Origin of the sequence: Neisseria sp. Dent CA1/247, assembly GCF_022870825.1 — a bacterium.
GTDB classification, from domain to species: domain Bacteria; phylum Pseudomonadota; class Gammaproteobacteria; order Burkholderiales; family Neisseriaceae; genus Neisseria; species Neisseria zoodegmatis.
This window is the reverse complement of sequence record NZ_CP091522.1, coordinates 1,639,412-1,655,276: the sequence shown is the minus strand read 5'-3', so window position 1 is coordinate 1,655,276 and position 15,865 is coordinate 1,639,412. Positions and strand designations below refer to the sequence as shown.

The following is a 15,865-nucleotide window of genomic DNA, read 5'->3' as shown; positions in this document are numbered from 1 at the left end:
CCCATGAGCCATTATCCGATTTTTGCCGATTTGAACCGCCGCCCCGTTTTGCTGGTGGGGGCGGGACACGTTGCCGAACGCAAGGCCGAGAGTTTGTTGCAGGCCGGTGCGCAGGTGCGCGTGGCAGCCGCCGCACTCAGCCCGCGTTTTGAAACATGGCGGCAGCAAAACCGTATCGAATGGCTGGGTACATCTTTTCAGACGGCCTTTCTCGACGGCGTATTCCTTGTGATTGCCGCAACCGACGATGCCGCGCTCAACCGCAGCGTGTTTGAAGCGGCCGAGGCGCGCGGCGTATTCTGCAACACGGTGGATACGTTGGATTTGTGTTCGTTTATCGTGCCTGCCGTGATAGACCGCAGCCCGATCAAAATCGCCGTGTCCAGCGGCGGCACTGCACCCGTGTTGGCGCGTTACTGGCGGCAGGCGATTGAAACGCTGGTGCCGCTGCACACCGGCAAAATGGCCGAGATTGCAGGCGAATGGCGCAGCAGAGTGAAAAAAGCCGTCCGCACCATGCCCGAGAGGCGGCGTTTTTGGGAAAACCTGTTCGCAAGCCGTTTCAACACGTTTGTGGCGCAGGGCAACCGTGCCGCCGCCGAAAAGGAGTTGTCGGCACAGCTTGCCAATTTGGACACGCCGCGCGGAGAAGTGGTGTTGGTCGGCGCAGGTCCGGGCGACGCGGGTTTATTGACCATACACGCGCTGCAAGCGATTCAGGCTGCCGATGTGGTGTTGTACGACGCGCTGGTGTCGGACGAAATCTTGGCGATGGTGCGCAAAGATGCCGATAAAATCAGCGTCGGCAAGCGTGCGGGCGCGCATCATGTGCAGCAGGAAGCCACCAACCGCCTGTTGGTTCGATATGCGCAGGAAGGCAAGCGCGTGGTGCGACTCAAAGGCGGCGATCCTTTCGTGTTCGGGCGCGGAGGCGAAGAAGCGCAAGTATTGGCCGAAGCGGGCATTCCTTACCGTATCGTGCCGGGCATTACCGCCGCACTCGGTGCCACGGCCTACGCGGGCATTCCGCTGACCCACCGCGACTGCGCCCAAAGTGCGTTGTTTATCACCGGCCACAGCCGCCACGACGGCAGCGAACCCGATTGGCGCACGCTGGCCTTGAGCCACCAAACGCTGGTGGTGTATATGGGTACGCTTAAAGCCGCCGATATTGCCGCCAAGCTGATTGAATACGGCCGCAGTGCCGATACGCCCGTTGCCGTGGTGTCCAACGGTACGCTGGCACATCAAAGCGTGCAGACAGGCCGTCTGAAAGACTTGCCGCAGATGGCCGCACATGCCCCGCGTCCGGCCTTGATGGTCATCGGCGAAGTGGTGGCATTGCGCGAGGAATTGCGCTGGTTTGCCGACAGCGAATCTGCTTCGGACATGATGCAGATTCATGCGGCTTGATGATGGTTTGATGCTGTGAATAAGCAGTTTGAAAAGAGATGAAAAACGCTGAAATCTCAGATAGTTGGGATTTCAGCGTTTTGTTATTGACGCTTTGCGTTTGGTACGGACGGCAGCTAAACCTGCTGTTTGACGGGTTGCGCCCATTCTTTGACTGATTCGGCAGCAGTTTCGATTTGTGAGGCAAACAGCGGTGATGTAAATACTGCTAAATTACTAAAGTGCCGAGTTTGGTGCATGAAGTGTCTTTATTGGTTTTGTGCTTGGAATGTTTGTTCGGGGCGGTAGGGCGGGTTTGTCAGGCCGTCTGAAAACATTCCGTGCAGTCTTGTTTTATGGTTGTTGGGTCAGCAAGGCCGCCAGTCTGGCCGTGACGGCTGCGGCGGCTTGGTGTTTGTCGGTTTCGGGAAATCCGGTTTCGCCTTGTCCGTCGATAATCGTGATGCGGTTGACGGTTTTGCCCATCGCCACGGCCACATCATTCGCCACCAGCATGGGAATGCCTTTTTTCAGGCGTTTGGCGCGGGCGTATTCGAGCACGTTTTCGCTTTCGGCGGCAAAGCCGACGCAGAAAGGTGCATCGGGCAGGGCGGCGACGGAGGCGAGGATGTCGGGGTTTTCTTCCAACTCAATCACGGGCGGGGAGCCGCTGCTGTCTTTTTTCAGTTTCTGCGCGCTGCTGTTTTTGACTTTGTAGTCGGCTACGGCGGCCACGGAAATAAACACGTCTTGCTGCGGAATGTGTTTCATGACGGCGCGGTACATGGCTTCGGCGCTGACGGCTTGTTCGACATGCGCCAAACCTGCGGGCAAGGCCGTCTGAATTTGGCCGTAAATCAGGGTTACTTCGGCACCGGCGGCGCGGCAGGTGCGGGCGAGTGCCATCCCCATCTGGCCGCTGGAAATGTTGGTAATGCCGCGCACGGGGTCGATGGCTTCAAACGTTGCGCCCGCCGTAATCAGCACTTTTTTGCCTTGAAGGGATTTGGCCGCCCACATATCGGGCAGCAGGTCGGCCAATTCAACGGCTTCGGGCATACGGCCTACGCCGGTTTCGCCGCAGGCCTGTTCGCCCGAGGCGGGAGGAAATACGGTGATGCCGTCTGAAATCAATTGGGCGATGTTGCGCTGATTGGCAGGGTTGAACCACATTTCCACATTCATGGCCGGCGCAACGGCCAGCGGACATTTGCGTGCGGCGGCGAGGTTGGTGAGCAGGTTGTCGGCGATGCCGCAGGCGATTTTGGCGATGGTGTTGGCGCTGGCAGGAGCGATGAGGAACACGTCGGCTTCGCGCGTGAGGTTGATATGCGCCATGCCGTTGCCGCTGCCGCCGGCGTGGGTTTCCGCCAAAACGGGATTGCCGCTCAAGGCTTGGAAGGTCAGAGGCTGTACGAATTCGGTGGCCGCGCGGCTCATGGCAACGGTTACGCTGTGGCCTTGTTTTTTCAACAGGCGCACGAGTTCGCAGGATTTGTAGGCGGCAATGCCGCCGCTGATACCGAGTAGGATGTGTTTGCTCATAAAGGGTACATGGCCTGAAACAGGTTTTTGTGTCAAGGTGTTATTTGTTGATAAGGCCGTCTGAAAAGCTGTTCGGACGGCCTTTCATATAGCATGAATCGATAAAGACCCGCTTTGGCGCGGAGCAGGCGGTCGTGGTTTTTCAGACGGCCTCTAAAACTCGTCAGGCCGTCTGAACGCCGTTTGCAGCCTGCTTCAAGGTTTGTTGTTGGTAGTCGAACAATTCTTCAATGCCTTTTTTGCCCAAGCCGATCAATTGGTTGAGTTCTTCGAGGCTGAACGGCGCACCTTCGGCAGTGCCCTGTATTTCAATGATTTTGCCCGAGGCGGTCATTACCAGATTCACATCGCTGTCGCAGCCCGAATCTTCGGGATAATCCAAATCCAGCAGAGGCACGCCGCCTACCACGCCTACCGACACGGCGGCCACGGCTTCGCGGATCGGGTTTTGAATCAGCATGCCGGATTCAACCAGCTTGTTTACCGCCATCTGCAAAGCCACAAACGCACCCGTAATCGAAGCCGTGCGCGTGCCGCCGTCGGCCTGAATCACGTCGCAATCGATCAGAATCTGACGCTCGCCCAGTTTGTCCAACTCAACCACAGCCCGCAGCGAACGGCCGATTAAACGCTGGATTTCCTGCGTGCGCCCGCTTTGTTTGCCCGCCGCAGCCTCGCGCCGCATACGGGAAGCGGTGGATGCGGGCAGCATGCCGTATTCCGCCGTAACCCAGCCCTGATCCTGCCCGCGCAGAAACGGCGGCAGGTTTTCGTCGATCGAAGCCGTGCAAATCACTTTGGTGTTGCCGAACTCGATCAGGCACGAGCCGTCGGCATGCGGCAGAAAATGCGGCGTGATTTTAATATTGCGCAAAGCGTCGGCGGGGCGGGAAGTGCGGGTGTAGGCAGTCATAAACATTCCTTTAATCTTTAGTGGGGCGGATTATAACATGCCGTATTGTGGTATATTTTCAAAGATTTCACTCGATATTTTTGAAACGGAGTAAAACACCATGGCCATCCACAGCATGACCGGCTTTGCCAATGCCGCAGGCGAATGCGGCGGCAAACGCATCAATTTGGAAATCCGCGCCGTCAACCACCGCTATTTGGACGTGCAGTTCCGCATGCCAGACGATTTGCGTCATTTGGAAAACACCTTGCGCGAGAATATCGCCGCCAACGCCGCACGCGGCAAGCTCGAATGCCGCATCCAAATTCAAGACATCGCGCAAAGCGGACAGGGATTGGCCGTGAACGAGGAATTGGTTGCCCAATTGGCAGCGTTGAATAAAAAATGGCGCAAAGAGTACGATGATTTGGGCAAGCTGAACGTGGCCGATATTTTGAAATTCCCCGGCGTACTCGCCAGCCAAAACGAAGATGAAGAAGCATTTACCGAAATGCTGAAAAACCTGCTGGCCCAAGCATTGGCCGACTTTACCGCCGCCCGTGCGCGCGAAGGCGAAAAACTGGCGCAGCACTTGCTGATGCGTTTGTACGAAATGGAAAAAATCATCAACGGCTTGAGCGGCGTATTTCCCCAATTGCTTGAAGCGCATATGGAAAAAGTGCGCACACGCCTGAAAGAAGCTGTTGAAAACATCGATAACGACCGCCTCCAGCAGGAGTTTGCGCTGTTTATTCAAAAATCGGATGTTGACGAAGAATTCAGCCGTTTGCGCACCCATATCGAAGAAGTGCGCCGTATTGTTACCGGTGCGCAAGGCAGCGTCGGCAAACGCTTGGATTTTCTGATGCAGGAACTCAACCGCGAAGCCAACACGCTCGGCAGCAAAGCCATCGCCGCCGAATGTACGCAGGCCTCGGTGGAATTGAAAGTTTTGATTGAGCAGATGCGCGAACAAGTTCAGAATATTGAGTAAGGTTTTCAGACGGCCTGCCGTCATTGCCAACCAAGCTGCATCTTTGGAAGTAGGGGAGCAACCTGCTTTTGAAGGTGCAGTTTTTTTATGGTTCGGCAGGGCAGATTTTAATTTGTGTTAAAAATCAGGGCGTATTTGTTTTGAATGGCCGCTTCAATTTAAAAAAACCGTTAATAAGCGCTTGTTTCGATTGCAGTGTTACCTGCCTTGTGGCAATTTCAACCCGTCAATGCGCATTCTTAACCCAAAACAAATTATGGCATTGATGTATTTCCCAATTAATAACACAACTACCAAGGAGCAAAATTATGGCAACTCAATTCTTCATGCCCGTTCAAAACATTTTAGGCGAAAACGCCTTGTCTGAAGCGATGGATGTTATCGCCGCTTTGGGCTTGAAAAAAGCATTGATTGTTACCGACGGTGGTTTGAGCAAAATGGGCGTTGCCGACAAAATCGGCGGTTTGTTGAAAGGAAAAAACATCGACTATGCGGTATTCGACAAGGCCCAGCCGAACCCGACGGTTTCCAATGTGAATGACGGCTTGGCGGCGTTAAAAGCGGCAGGTGCCGATTTCATCGTCTCTTTGGGCGGCGGTTCTTCACACGACTGCGCCAAAGCCGTGGCCATTGTTACGACCAACGGCGGCAAGATTGAAGATTACGAAGGCTTGGACAAATCGACAAAACCGCAGTTGCCTTTGATTGCCATCAACACCACCGCCGGTACGGCTTCGGAAATGACGCGCTTTGCCGTGATTACCGACGAAGCGCGTCATGTGAAAATGGCGATTGTCGATAAGCATGTAACGCCGCTGCTGTCGGTGAACGATCCTTCATTGATGGAAGGTATGCCCGCCCCCTTGACCGCAGCTACGGGCATGGACGCTTTAACCCACGCGGTGGAGGCTTATGTTTCTACCATCGCTTCGCCGATTACCGACGCTTGCGCGGTTAAAGCGATCGAGCTGATTGCAGGTTATCTGCCGACTGCCGTTCACGAGCCGAAAAACAAAGAAGCGCGCGAAAAAATGGCCTATGCCCAATTCTTGGCGGGTATGGCGTTCAACAATGCTTCTTTGGGTTATGTGCATGCGATGGCGCACCAATTGGGCGGTTTCTACGACCTGCCGCACGGTGTGTGCAACGCGCTGCTGCTGCCCCACGTTGAGCGTTTCAACCAACAGGCCGCCAAAGAGCGTTTGGACGAAATCGGTGCCATTTTGGGCAAACACAACAGCGATTTGAAAGGCTTGGACGTTATCGATGCGATTACCAAACTGGCGCGTATTGTCGGCATTCCCAAATCTTTGAAAGAGCTGGGCGTGAAGAAGGAAGACTTCAGCGTGTTGGCCGACAACGCCTTGAAAGACGTTTGCGGATTTACCAACCCGATTCAGGCCAACAAAGAGCAGATTATCGGCATCTTTGAAGCCGCGTATGATCCTGCTTGATTGGCTCAATGCCGGTTTGATTCGATTTGAATCTAAAGGCCGTCTGAAAACGTTCAGACGGCCTTATTTATATTTATTGTCTGATCGTTTTGCAATATCGGCAAGGATAGTGAAATATGCGCACGTAGGGGCGGACTGTATATCCGCCCGATGCTTGGGAACGTTCAGACGGCCTCAGGCTGTTTGCAACAAAGTTACCGTTCTGCTATGCCCGGGTATGGCTGAAATTTATCCGCTATATCCGAGTGCCATCAAAAACCTTGCATGTTTTCAAACAAAAACATTCCCGCCGGAGCGGGAATGCAGATGTGTGACGACGCTTACAAAGCGGTTGACCAATGCAGTTTGCTTTGGGAGGCAACTTGGGTTACTTCGTTGGTATCCAGATTGGTGGCGGTAAGCTGGCCGCCCCACAGTGCGCCGGTGTCGAGCCCGATTACATGGCGGTCGTTGAAATAGCCGAGAGCCGACCAGTGGCCGAAAACAATGGTGTGGCTCAAGTGCCGGCGTTCGGGTGCTTCGAACCACGGGCGCAGATTGTCGGGCATGTCTTTGAGGCCGCCTTTGAAGTCGTAGTCGAGCTTGTTTTTGAAGGTTAGCGCACGCATACGGGTGAAGACGTTGGTAATCATGCGCAGGCGGTCGTAGCCGGTGAGGCTGTTTTTCCACTTTCTGGGTTTGTCGCCGTACATGTTGAGGAAATAGTCTTTGGTGCGGTCGCTTTTCAACTCGGCTTCGACTTCCAGCGCGAGGGTTTCGGCTTTTTCGATATCCCATTTAGGCAATAAGCCGGCATGAACCAAAACATGTTGTTCGCCGCGCACGAGCAGGGGTTGGGCGCGCAGCCAGTCGAGCATCTTGCGGCTGTCGGGATGTTCGAGAATCGGCGCGATGGTGTCGCCGCGTCTGATTTTGCCCACGCCGTACGACACGGCGAGCAGGTGCAGGTCGTGGTTGCCGAGCACGGTGCGGATGCTGCTTTCGTGCCGCATCACGTATTGCAGGGCTTCGAGCGACTGTGGGCCGCGGTTGACGATGTCGCCCGTGAGCCACAGCGTGTCGGTGCCGTGGTTGAAACCTATTTTGGCGAGCAGGGCGGTAAGTTCGGCAAAGCAGCCTTGAATGTCGCCGATTGCATAATGTGCCATGTGTGTGAATCCGTGTGGTTAGATGAGGTGTGTGAGGCCGTCTGAAAGCTGTTCAGACGGCATATCTTATCATTATGAGACCTTTGCAAAGCCCCCATCTGCGGCGCATTTCTGCGTTGTGCGCTGCTCGCTCGTTTGCCTATCTATGTGATATGTCTGCACTCGCTGCGCTGCTACGCCTTGAACTGCATCCACATCTGAGGACTTTGTAAAGGTCTCATTATATTTTAAATCAGCTGTTTAGCACCAATACGGCTTCTGCTTCCACCTGCACGCCTTTGGGCAGGCCGGCAACTTCGACGGCGGCACGGGCGGGGAAGGGTTGGCTGAAGTATTCGGCCATCACTTCGTTGAATACGGCGAAGTTGCCCAAGTCGGTGAGGTAGGCGTTGACTTTAACGATATCGTCTAAAGAACCGCCCGCCGCTTGCGCCACGGCTTGCAGGTTTTTAAACACTTGGTGCGCTTCGGCGCGGAAATCGCCGTTGCCGACTACGGTCATGGTGGCGGGGTCGAGTGGGATTTGGCCGCTCATGTAAACGGTGTTGCCTGCGCGCACAGCTTGGCTGTATGCGCCGATGGCGGCGGGGGCGTTGTCGGTGTGGATGATGGTCTTCATTTTGACAGAGTCTCCTTGTCTTTGGATGAAATAATTAAATGGATTAAATCTTTTGAATTTTGGGGCTGATTAATTAATTCATGGGTTAAATTTAAATGATTAAATTCTTTTTTAAGAATTTCGATGACATTAGTAGTTTTATTAACAATAGAAATATCCTTGCTTGGAGAAAATTCTAATGATAATGTAATTCTATCGTCATATTGATAATATTTCTCGTCAACAATAATGGAAATATTTTTAATATATAGTGAATCTTTATTCTTGTTAAGAAATTTCATCGCTTTTTCTAATTGGGCGCGAGATGTTTTTTTCAAGGTTGGGTTAGATTTTTCTAAAATATATGCAGTTAACAGTCCGCAACCTAAAGGAATTAATAAAACATTAATATAAGATTCCGCCCATTCTCCAATTAAATATAACCAAGGATATTTACTAGAATCATCTTTCCAATTTTTCTTAAGCACTAATAAAATGAATGGGATTGCGCATAAATAACTTAACACTACTCCATCAAGGTTTTTATCTTTTTTTATTCTAGATATTGTTGCTTTTACTAAAGCAAAAAACATAAGAATTATAGAAATAAAAAAGATTATAGGTGAGATAATGTTAATAAAAACATAATCATTACCTAAGGTAAGCTGTGTAAAATAATAGATGAAAATCAAAGGTGATAAAGCTAAAGCTGGAATAACAATGATGATAAAAAAAGAAAATTTCGCTATAATCCATAATTCCGAGGAAAACTCTTTCAATTGTTTGCATTTTGATTTTTGAATATTCATGACTAAATACCTTTAAAAAGTAAAAATTTAGTTTTTATGGTAATATTTAATATGGTATCAAAAAAATTAAATTGTCAATAAAATTAAGATATTATCAGATATTATCTTTTATATATGTATATTTGAAAGTCTATTTACTCACCCAATTTCTCGCCGCATCCATATCCGCCCAAATCTGTTTTTTCAAATCGTCGATGTTGTCGAACTTGGCTTCGTCGCGCAGTTTGTGTAGAAAACGCACGCGGATACGTTGGCCGTATAAATCGCCGTTGAAGTCGAACAAATGCACTTCGAGCTTCTGGCGGCGGGTTGCCGATACGGTGGGGTTGAAGCCGAAGCTGGCCACGCCGCGGCGGGTGCCGAAGCTGCCTTCCGCTTCAACCACAAACACGCCGCTGAGCGCGTAGTGGTGTTGGGGAAGCTGCACGTTGGCGGTGGGGCAGCCGATGGTGCGGCCGAGCTTGGCGCCGTGTTTGACTTTGCCGCTGAGTGCGTAGTCGTGGCCGAGCAGTTTGCGGGCGTATTCCAAGAGGCCGTCTGAAAGGGCTTTGCGGATGGCGGTGCTGCTGGCACGGATGTTTTCCACCAGCACGGAAGGGGTGCGCTCGGTAACCATGCCGGGCTGGCTTTGCAGTAGGGTGAAATCGCCTTCGCGTCCTGCGCCGAAGCGGAAATCGTCGCCGATGAGCAGGTATTTGGTGTTGAGGGTTTCGCGCAGCAGACGGCTGATGAAAGTTTGGGCGTTGATGTCGGCAAAGGCTTGGTTGAAACGCAGCACCCACACGGCATCGACGCAGCCGGTTTCGCGCAGCAGGTGCAGTTTGCTGCGCAGCGGGCTGAGGCGGTAGGGCAGTTCGCGGCCTTGTTTGCGGGCGAAAAATTCTTGCGGCTGCGGTTCGAAAATCACGGCAACCACGGGCAGGCCGCGGCTTTGTGCTTCTTGTTTGAGCCGCTGCAGGATGTGGCGGTGGCCGAGATGCACGCCGTCGAAATTGCCGATGGTAACGGCGGAGCCTTGCGGAAAGTCGGGGCGGCTGCCCTGACCGAACCAGATTTTCATGGGTAATGTCTGTGTGTGGAAAAACGGCGTATTGTAAGCCGAATCGGCAGCGGGGGGAATGCTGCGGCCAATAGCTTTTTTTGATGACGGATACCGTTATATCCGGTTTTGACCTGAGATGTTGACGGCTGCTGAAATCGGGATACCGGGGTCAAGCCCGGGTATGACGTATGTGGTTTGTTTCGGCCGGTCTGTTATATGGGGCGGTTTGGCGGGGAATGGTGTGAGGCCGTCTGAAAGTGCGCTGTGCGGATTTCGCTAAAGCGGATTAAGCAGACCAATCAAACGCTTTCAGACCGGCAGGCAGCTTGCGTAGGGGGCGGATTGCATATCCGCCCTTGCCGGAAAATGCCAACATTCCATTTGACCCCCGTTATGCCGAATTTAAAAACCGAATCTGACCTAACCCACCACGACCGAACGGCATCTGCGGGCGGATATGCAATCCGCCCCTACGGTTTGGCGTTGAGTGCGGATATTTTTGAGTTTGATTGATTTTGCAGCAGCCTCGCGTTGCCGGCTTTAAAAGATGCGTTTGAGCAAAATCTGAAAATGCGTTTTCAGACGGCCTCGATTAGGTTAGCCGTCGCGGCGCTCGAGCAGCATCAGCAGCATGGCGGCATTCAGTACCAATACATCGTCTTCTGCCGGTGCTTGGGTGGTTTTTTCCAAGCTGAATTTGCGCTCGAAAAACGAGGCGTTTTTCTTAAGGCGGTAGGTTTCGCATCCGTCGGACGTGGCGATGGTATAGGTCGGGTTGAGAAAATAGCCGGTGAGCATGCCGAGAATGGGAATTTCGCCGACGATGCCGTCGAGCACGGCCACCCACGGATTTTCTTCGTGCAGGGTGTAGCGCGGGCTGCCCGCTGCGTCGCTGAGGGTATAGCTGGTTTTCCACAGCGATTTCATGCCGCTGCGCTTGATGCTGCCGATGGTTCGGCCTGCCGCGTCGCGCACGGTGTAGTTGGCGTTGAAGTCGATAATGCGGTCGGCGTCGATGGTGTAGAGCCTCTCGCTGCGGCTGCCGTTGCGGAAAATTTCGATGGATTCTTTGATCTTAAAAATCTTCTGCCGCGTGTAGGCCACTTCTTCGCCTTGCGCGTCGAACACGGTGAAGTCGTTGGACGGTGTGAAGATTTTGAAGGTGAAGTTGAGGGGGAATTGAAGGTTTTGCATGTGTTGTTTCGATAAATCAAGATGTTGCCGATTATAGCAAATTTTGATTCGTCATGACGGAGTTGTTTTTGAAGAGGCCGTCTGAAAACGGACTTTGTGAGTTTCGCCAAAACCAGCTTTGCAGGTTTCAGACGGCCTGATTAAGTTAAGCAAACAGCTCGCAGGAGTGCGGGCTGCTGGGAAAGCTGTATGGTTTCAGACGGCCTGCTCAGCCTTTTTTGAGGTGGAGGACAAAGGCTGCTACGGCGGCCGCGGCAAAGAAATAGCCTAGGTAAGGCGTGCTGTTCGGCTTATGGACAACCACAAAATTGATAATTGAAGTCACTGCAAACAAGATAGAAATTTTTAAGTAGTATCCTTTTTTCATTTTAAACCTTTCTTTATTTCATGAAAAACGTTTAAATGCGGGATGCCGCAGCAGGTCGTTGTTTTGTGCTTTACGGCAAGCCTGCATGTGAAGACAGCTTTTGCCGGGAAAGGTTCTTATAATGTTGATACTTTAAGGTTTTTTGAGGGATGGAGGCCGTCTGAAAAATTAGTTTCAGACGGCTTTTGTATGGGTTTTAAGGTATCGGATGTTTGTAATCGAGGTTGTATTGAATCGTTGCCAATCAAGCCAAGTGTCGGCCTTGCGGCAAGTTTATCTGTTTTTTTGCTTTCTCTTCCGCTGCATCGGCCGCGTCATAGGCTTCGACGATTTTCTGCACCAAAGGATGGCGCACTACGTCTTCGCTGGTGAAGGTGTGGAAATACAGGCCTTCGATGCCGCTGAGTTTTTCCTTGGCGTCTTTCAAGCCTGATTTAATGTTGCGCGGCAGGTCGATTTGGCTCAGGTCGCCGGTAATCACGGCTTTGGCACCGAAGCCGATGCGGGTGAGGAACATCTTCATCTGCTCGGGCGTGGTGTTTTGCGCTTCGTCAAGAATCACATACGCACCGTTGAGCGTGCGGCCGCGCATGTAAGCCAGCGGGGCGATTTCGATTAAGCCTTTTTCCAAGAGCTTGGTTACTCGGTCGAAACCCATCAAGTCGTATAGAGCGTCGTAAAGCGGGCGCAGATAGGGATCGACTTTTTGGGCGAGGTCGCCGGGCAGAAAGCCGAGTTTTTCGCCGGCTTCTACGGCGGGACGTACCAAAACGATGCGTTCGATTTGGTGTCTTTCCATCGCGTCAACGGCGGCGGCTACGGCCAGATAGGTTTTACCCGTACCGGCAGGTCCCAAGCCGAAAACGACATCGTGGTTGAGCAGCGCGCGGATGTAGCCGTTTTGGCGCGGTGTACGCCCGCCGATGCTGCCGCGTTTGGTACGCAGATAGTATTGCTGGTCGTGGTGTTTTTCTTCGTGCTGCGCATCGGCGGTTTTGGCTTCGACGGCGGCAAGCTGGATGTCGCTGTCTTCCAGATCGCGGCTTTCGGCTATATCGGCCAAAGCAAGCAGAGCACAGCGGCCTGCATGGGCGAGGTTGCCTAAGAAGGTAAAGTTGGCGAAACGGCGGCTGATTTGGATGTCGAGGGCTTTGCCTAAGGTGTCGAGATGGCTGTCGAGCGCGCCGCACAGGCGTTGCAGCACGGTGTTGTCGATGTCGTCGAACTGTAAATGCACGGTATGGGTCATATGATTTAGTAACTTCTGATTTCCAAAATGTTGTAATGGCTTTGTTATAAGGATAGCAACGCAAAAATTCAATGCTTGTCATGCAATAATTTTCAGACGGCCTCAAACTGTAAATATAAGCACTCTTTAATGGCTTGGATTCAGATGGCCTGAAAATTTCTGTTTTGTGATTTTTTATACAGCAGTTTTCAAATTTGGTTCATTTAATAAGGTGAAATGTTAGTTGGTGGGGATTGCTTCGATGTGCGACAAAAAAGATATTGATTTAATAAACTCACTCTCCAAATATCTCAATGGCGAATTATCGGGAGAAGAGCTTTTGCTATTGTGGGAAAATGCTCCCACAGCATGGCTTCCTATTTATTATAATTTATGCCATTTTGTTGCGGATGAAGATATTAGAAGCAAAGACAAAATTTATGGCGACAGGCAAATGCGGCAATTTCATAAGTTGCTCAATGGCTTAAAAAACAATGAAAGCATAGAGATTTTAACGGCAATATCTTTCTTGGAATAAAGATATGTGGTTGTTATTTCAATCGTTCTAATTATTTAGAATGTCATAAACGAATATTTATTTTCACCATAAAAATTTTGCCGGATTGATTTCAATATCTATCCGGCAAAACTATTTCTCAAAAGAAAAAAGTTTCAGACTTACCGTTTTTTCAGACGGCATTTTTACCGATATGGCGGTTTCCTATTTTCTCAAAACTATTTATACTAATCTAAATCATTCTCAAATATATTTTTATTTGTTGAATTATTCGTATTGATAATTAATCATGCATGATGCGTGCCGAACCGGCCTGTGTGCCGGCCTCGTTTGATTCGGATAAACGGGGCGCTTCGGGTGCGTTTTGATGCTTTGCAAACCCATTTAATCAGGAAAAGAGATGAAACTGAATCCCACCGTATATGCCGTTGCTTTGGCTTTTGCCGCGCCGGCCGTTTATGCCGATACGCCGTATATTCATAAGGCAAATCTGGAAACCGTTACCGTAACCGCAGACCGCCACGCGCAGGCTTTGGATAAGGCCGCGCCGAATGTGGCGGTGGTTTCGCGTAAAGAGCTGGATAGTGCGGCGGCGGCCAATTTGGATGATGTGGTGCTGTACGAGCCGGGCGTGGACGTGCCGACCGACAACAGCCGCCGCGGTAATGCGGGGGTAAATATCCGCGGTATCGGCGGCAACCGCATTTTGATGATGGTGGACGGTATCCGCGTTCCCGAAGCCTATGCGGGCGGCGGCAGCAATGCGGCGGTTTCGGGCCGCGATTTGGTGGAAGCCGATACTTTGAAGCAGGTAGATATTGTGAAAGGCCCGTATTCCGCGCTGTACGGCAGCGATGCTTTGGGCGGCGTGGTCAATTTTTCCACTTATTCGCCCGCTGATTTTGTCGATGCCGAAAAACCGTTCCATTTCGGCCTGAAACACGGCTACCGCAGTCGCGACCGCAGCCACGGCGTAACGGCAACGGCGGCGGGCTATACGGAAAATGCGCAAGGTTTGCTGATGCTCACGCACCGTCAAGGCCATGAAAGTAAAAACCGCGGCAGCGTCGATACACGCAACGGCCGCCGCACTAAGCCGAACCCGCAGGATTTCCTCAGTTACAACATTCTGGCCAAAGGCGATGCGGGCAATGAAAACCACCGCGTAGAAGCTTTGTTCGAGCATTTTTACCGCAAAAAAGAGACTGATTTGCTCAATACGTTGGGTGCCGGTGCGCCGCGCGGCCCGAGTGTAACCACAACACATTCCAACACTTCCGACGACCGCGCCCGCCGCCAGCGTATCGAGCTGGGCTACCGCTACCGCGGTGATTCGGCCTTGAAAGAAGCCAATGTCCACGTTTACCGGCAGAAGTTGAAATCGGAAGACGATTCGGTTACCGATGACAGCACGAGCATCGGCGGGCGCGTGGTGGGCGGAGGCATCCGTTATTCCGATTACGGTTTCAACCAAACCACCCAAGGCATCAATACCCGCGGCGTGTTTGAAGCCGATACGGGCCGTCTGAAACACACTATTGTGGCAGGCGCGGAATTCAAACAAACCGACACCGAGCGCACGCGCGAAAGCACCACGGTGGGGCGCGACGGCAGCATCAGCCACATGTACGCCGGTGCGCTGTATCCGAACAAAACCTTCCCCGACTCGCGCCGCCGCACACTCAGCCTTTATGCGCAAGACAGCTTGGCGTTTCCCAACGGCATCGTGCTGACGCCGGCCTTGCGTTTCGAGCATGAAAAGCTCAAACCGCAAATCGACCAAGCCTATCTGAACAGCAAGCCCGACAGCCTGCCGAAAGACTTCAGCGACAGCTCGTTCACGCCCAGCCTGCGTTTGAGCGTGCCGTTCGGCGAGGCGTTTACCGGCTTTGCCACTTATTCGCGCGGCTTCCGCACGCCGCCGTTCGACACCGCCACAATGTCGTTCAGCAACAGTCAGCACGGTTATAAAGTGATTCCGAACAACAACTTGAAATCGGAACATTCCGACAGCTTCGAGCTGGGTTTGAAATATAAAGACGAACGCACCAAAGCGCAGGTTACCACCTTCTACAACCGTTACCGCGATTTCATCAACCGCACGCAGATCGGGGTTGAGCCGGGCGCAGGCGGCCGCCCGATTCAGGTGCACAGATACGACAATCTGGACAAAGTAAAAACCTACGGCATCGAAGCCGCCGCTTCCGTGAAACTTAATGACAACTGGCAGGTCGGCACCAGCATCGCTTGGATGCGCGGCAAAGACGGCGAAGGCAAACCGCTGGACACCGCCTACCCGCTCAACGGCGTGCTGGGGGTGGACTACGCGCAAGAAAAATGGGGCGCAGGCACCAAATTGCGCTGGGCAACGGCGCAGAAACGCACCAGCAACCCCGCCTTTTTCAAAGCACCCGGCTACGGCGTGTGGGATGCGGGCGTTTGGTACAAACCGCTTAAAAATCTGGAGCTTGGCCTGAATGTTTACAACATCGCCAACAAGAAATACTGGCAGCACGCCGATGTGGCGGGCGTGGAAAACCTCGGCACGATAGATACCTACACCCAGCCCGGCCGCAATGTCGCCGCTTCGTTGCAGTTGAAGTTTTAAGCGCAATTTCAGACGGCCTCGATAGGGGTTTCAGACAGGCCGTCTGAAAAATATGGCCGCTCTGTTTTCAGACGGCC

The 15,865-nt window shown here is 52.3% G+C and carries 16 protein-coding genes; 6 read left to right on the top strand and 10 right to left on the bottom strand.

What is annotated here, in order from left to right; all coding sequences use genetic code 11:
- Positions 1-3: 3 nt before the first annotated feature.
- The gene (gene cysG / locus LVJ85_RS08170) at positions 4-1,413 is read left to right on the top strand and encodes a siroheme synthase CysG (protein ID WP_244738696.1); all 1,410 of its coding nucleotides are present in this window, start codon (positions 4-6) and stop codon (positions 1,411-1,413) included.
- A 116-nt stretch (positions 1,414-1,529) separates the two neighbouring features.
- Here the strand turns inward: cysG and LVJ85_RS13345 are convergent, their stop codons facing one another.
- The 3 genes from LVJ85_RS13345 to rph form a co-directional block, all read right to left on the bottom strand.
- The gene (locus tag LVJ85_RS13345; protein WP_255733675.1) at positions 1,530-1,652 is read right to left on the bottom strand and encodes a hypothetical protein; all 123 of its coding nucleotides are present in this window, start codon (positions 1,650-1,652) and stop codon (positions 1,530-1,532) included.
- Positions 1,653-1,746: 94 nt separating this feature from the next.
- Positions 1,747-2,937, bottom strand: a complete 1,191-nt coding sequence (gene coaBC / locus LVJ85_RS08165; protein ID WP_244738694.1) for a bifunctional phosphopantothenoylcysteine decarboxylase/phosphopantothenate--cysteine ligase CoaBC — start codon at positions 2,935-2,937, stop codon at positions 1,747-1,749.
- Between the two features lie 163 nt (positions 2,938-3,100).
- Positions 3,101-3,850, bottom strand: a complete 750-nt coding sequence (gene rph, locus LVJ85_RS08160) for a ribonuclease PH (RefSeq protein WP_244738689.1) — start codon at positions 3,848-3,850, stop codon at positions 3,101-3,103.
- Positions 3,851-3,950: 100 nt separating this feature from the next.
- On the opposite strand from rph, the gene LVJ85_RS08155 reads away from it, so the two are divergent.
- Together LVJ85_RS08155 and LVJ85_RS08150 are read left to right on the top strand one after the other, a co-directional pair.
- Entirely contained in the window at positions 3,951-4,823 is an 873-nt protein-coding gene (locus tag LVJ85_RS08155; protein WP_244738688.1) for a YicC/YloC family endoribonuclease, read from the top strand.
- A 308-nt stretch (positions 4,824-5,131) separates the two neighbouring features.
- Positions 5,132-6,277: an iron-containing alcohol dehydrogenase gene (locus tag LVJ85_RS08150; RefSeq protein WP_244738683.1), complete on the top strand. Its 1,146-nt coding sequence runs from the start codon at positions 5,132-5,134 to the stop codon at positions 6,275-6,277.
- 320 nt (positions 6,278-6,597) lie between these two features.
- On the opposite strand, the gene LVJ85_RS08145 is transcribed toward LVJ85_RS08150, so the two are convergent.
- Positions 6,598-7,425, bottom strand: coding sequence for a symmetrical bis(5'-nucleosyl)-tetraphosphatase (locus LVJ85_RS08145; RefSeq protein WP_244738678.1), 828 nt, complete (start codon positions 7,423-7,425; stop codon positions 6,598-6,600).
- A 74-nt stretch (positions 7,426-7,499) separates the two neighbouring features.
- Between LVJ85_RS08145 and LVJ85_RS08140 the strand changes: the two genes are divergently transcribed.
- Complete coding sequence (locus LVJ85_RS08140; RefSeq protein ID WP_244738667.1) at positions 7,500-7,637, top strand: lipoprotein signal peptidase; 138 nt, start codon at positions 7,500-7,502, stop codon at positions 7,635-7,637.
- A gap of 20 nt (positions 7,638-7,657) precedes the next feature.
- Here LVJ85_RS08140 and LVJ85_RS08135 read toward each other — a convergent pair whose 3' ends face one another.
- The 6 genes from LVJ85_RS08135 to LVJ85_RS08110 form a co-directional block, all read right to left on the bottom strand.
- Entirely contained in the window at positions 7,658-8,044 is a 387-nt protein-coding gene (locus tag LVJ85_RS08135; protein ID WP_244738665.1) for a RidA family protein, read from the bottom strand.
- The gene (locus LVJ85_RS08130; RefSeq protein ID WP_244738663.1) at positions 8,041-8,832 is read right to left on the bottom strand and encodes a hypothetical protein; all 792 of its coding nucleotides are present in this window, start codon (positions 8,830-8,832) and stop codon (positions 8,041-8,043) included. The genes LVJ85_RS08135 and LVJ85_RS08130 overlap by 4 nt, the downstream gene beginning before the upstream one ends.
- A gap of 130 nt (positions 8,833-8,962) precedes the next feature.
- Positions 8,963-9,892, bottom strand: a complete 930-nt coding sequence (ribF, locus tag LVJ85_RS08125) for a bifunctional riboflavin kinase/FAD synthetase (RefSeq protein ID WP_244738661.1) — start codon at positions 9,890-9,892, stop codon at positions 8,963-8,965.
- A 579-nt stretch (positions 9,893-10,471) separates the two neighbouring features.
- Positions 10,472-11,068: a hypothetical protein gene (locus tag LVJ85_RS08120; RefSeq protein ID WP_244738657.1), complete on the bottom strand. Its 597-nt coding sequence runs from the start codon at positions 11,066-11,068 to the stop codon at positions 10,472-10,474.
- Between the two features lie 208 nt (positions 11,069-11,276).
- A complete protein-coding gene (locus LVJ85_RS08115; RefSeq protein ID WP_244738655.1) occupies positions 11,277-11,435 on the bottom strand; it encodes a hypothetical protein in 159 nt (52 codons plus the stop codon).
- 244 nt (positions 11,436-11,679) lie between these two features.
- Positions 11,680-12,684, bottom strand: a complete 1,005-nt coding sequence (locus LVJ85_RS08110; protein WP_244738651.1) for a PhoH family protein — start codon at positions 12,682-12,684, stop codon at positions 11,680-11,682.
- 241 nt (positions 12,685-12,925) lie between these two features.
- Between LVJ85_RS08110 and LVJ85_RS08105 the strand changes: the two genes are divergently transcribed.
- Both LVJ85_RS08105 and LVJ85_RS08100 read left to right on the top strand, forming a co-directional pair.
- The gene (locus LVJ85_RS08105) at positions 12,926-13,201 is read left to right on the top strand and encodes a hypothetical protein (protein ID WP_244738648.1); all 276 of its coding nucleotides are present in this window, start codon (positions 12,926-12,928) and stop codon (positions 13,199-13,201) included.
- 379 nt (positions 13,202-13,580) lie between these two features.
- Positions 13,581-15,788, top strand: coding sequence for a TonB-dependent hemoglobin/transferrin/lactoferrin family receptor (locus LVJ85_RS08100; RefSeq protein WP_244738646.1), 2,208 nt, complete (start codon positions 13,581-13,583; stop codon positions 15,786-15,788).
- Positions 15,789-15,865: the final 77 nt, after the last annotated feature.

Bases quoted from the DNA above. Each gene is read 5' to 3' on its own strand.
- LVJ85_RS08115 (WP_244738655.1), bottom strand. From the start codon at position 11,435: ATGAAAAAAGGATACTACTTAAAAATTTCTATCTTGTTTGCAGTGACT.
- ribF (WP_244738661.1), bottom strand. From the start codon at position 9,892: ATGAAAATCTGGTTCGGTCAGGGCAGCCGCCCCGACTTTCCGCAAGGC.
- coaBC (WP_244738694.1), bottom strand. From the start codon at position 2,937: ATGAGCAAACACATCCTACTCGGTATCAGCGGCGGCATTGCCGCCTAC.
- LVJ85_RS08145 (WP_244738678.1), bottom strand. From the start codon at position 7,425: ATGGCACATTATGCAATCGGCGACATTCAAGGCTGCTTTGCCGAACTT.
- LVJ85_RS08110 (WP_244738651.1), bottom strand. From the start codon at position 12,684: ATGACCCATACCGTGCATTTACAGTTCGACGACATCGACAACACCGTG.
- LVJ85_RS08140 (WP_244738667.1), top strand. From the start codon at position 7,500: ATGAGACCTTTGCAAAGCCCCCATCTGCGGCGCATTTCTGCGTTGTGC.
- LVJ85_RS08105 (WP_244738648.1), top strand. From the start codon at position 12,926: ATGTGCGACAAAAAAGATATTGATTTAATAAACTCACTCTCCAAATAT.
- LVJ85_RS08155 (WP_244738688.1), top strand. From the start codon at position 3,951: ATGGCCATCCACAGCATGACCGGCTTTGCCAATGCCGCAGGCGAATGC.
- LVJ85_RS08120 (WP_244738657.1), bottom strand. From the start codon at position 11,068: ATGCAAAACCTTCAATTCCCCCTCAACTTCACCTTCAAAATCTTCACA.
- LVJ85_RS08135 (WP_244738665.1), bottom strand. From the start codon at position 8,044: ATGAAGACCATCATCCACACCGACAACGCCCCCGCCGCCATCGGCGCA.
- LVJ85_RS08100 (WP_244738646.1), top strand. From the start codon at position 13,581: ATGAAACTGAATCCCACCGTATATGCCGTTGCTTTGGCTTTTGCCGCG.
- LVJ85_RS08150 (WP_244738683.1), top strand. From the start codon at position 5,132: ATGGCAACTCAATTCTTCATGCCCGTTCAAAACATTTTAGGCGAAAAC.
- LVJ85_RS08130 (WP_244738663.1), bottom strand. From the start codon at position 8,832: ATGAATATTCAAAAATCAAAATGCAAACAATTGAAAGAGTTTTCCTCG.
- cysG (WP_244738696.1), top strand. From the start codon at position 4: ATGAGCCATTATCCGATTTTTGCCGATTTGAACCGCCGCCCCGTTTTG.
- LVJ85_RS13345 (WP_255733675.1), bottom strand. From the start codon at position 1,652: ATGCACCAAACTCGGCACTTTAGTAATTTAGCAGTATTTACATCACCG.
- rph (WP_244738689.1), bottom strand. From the start codon at position 3,850: ATGACTGCCTACACCCGCACTTCCCGCCCCGCCGACGCTTTGCGCAAT.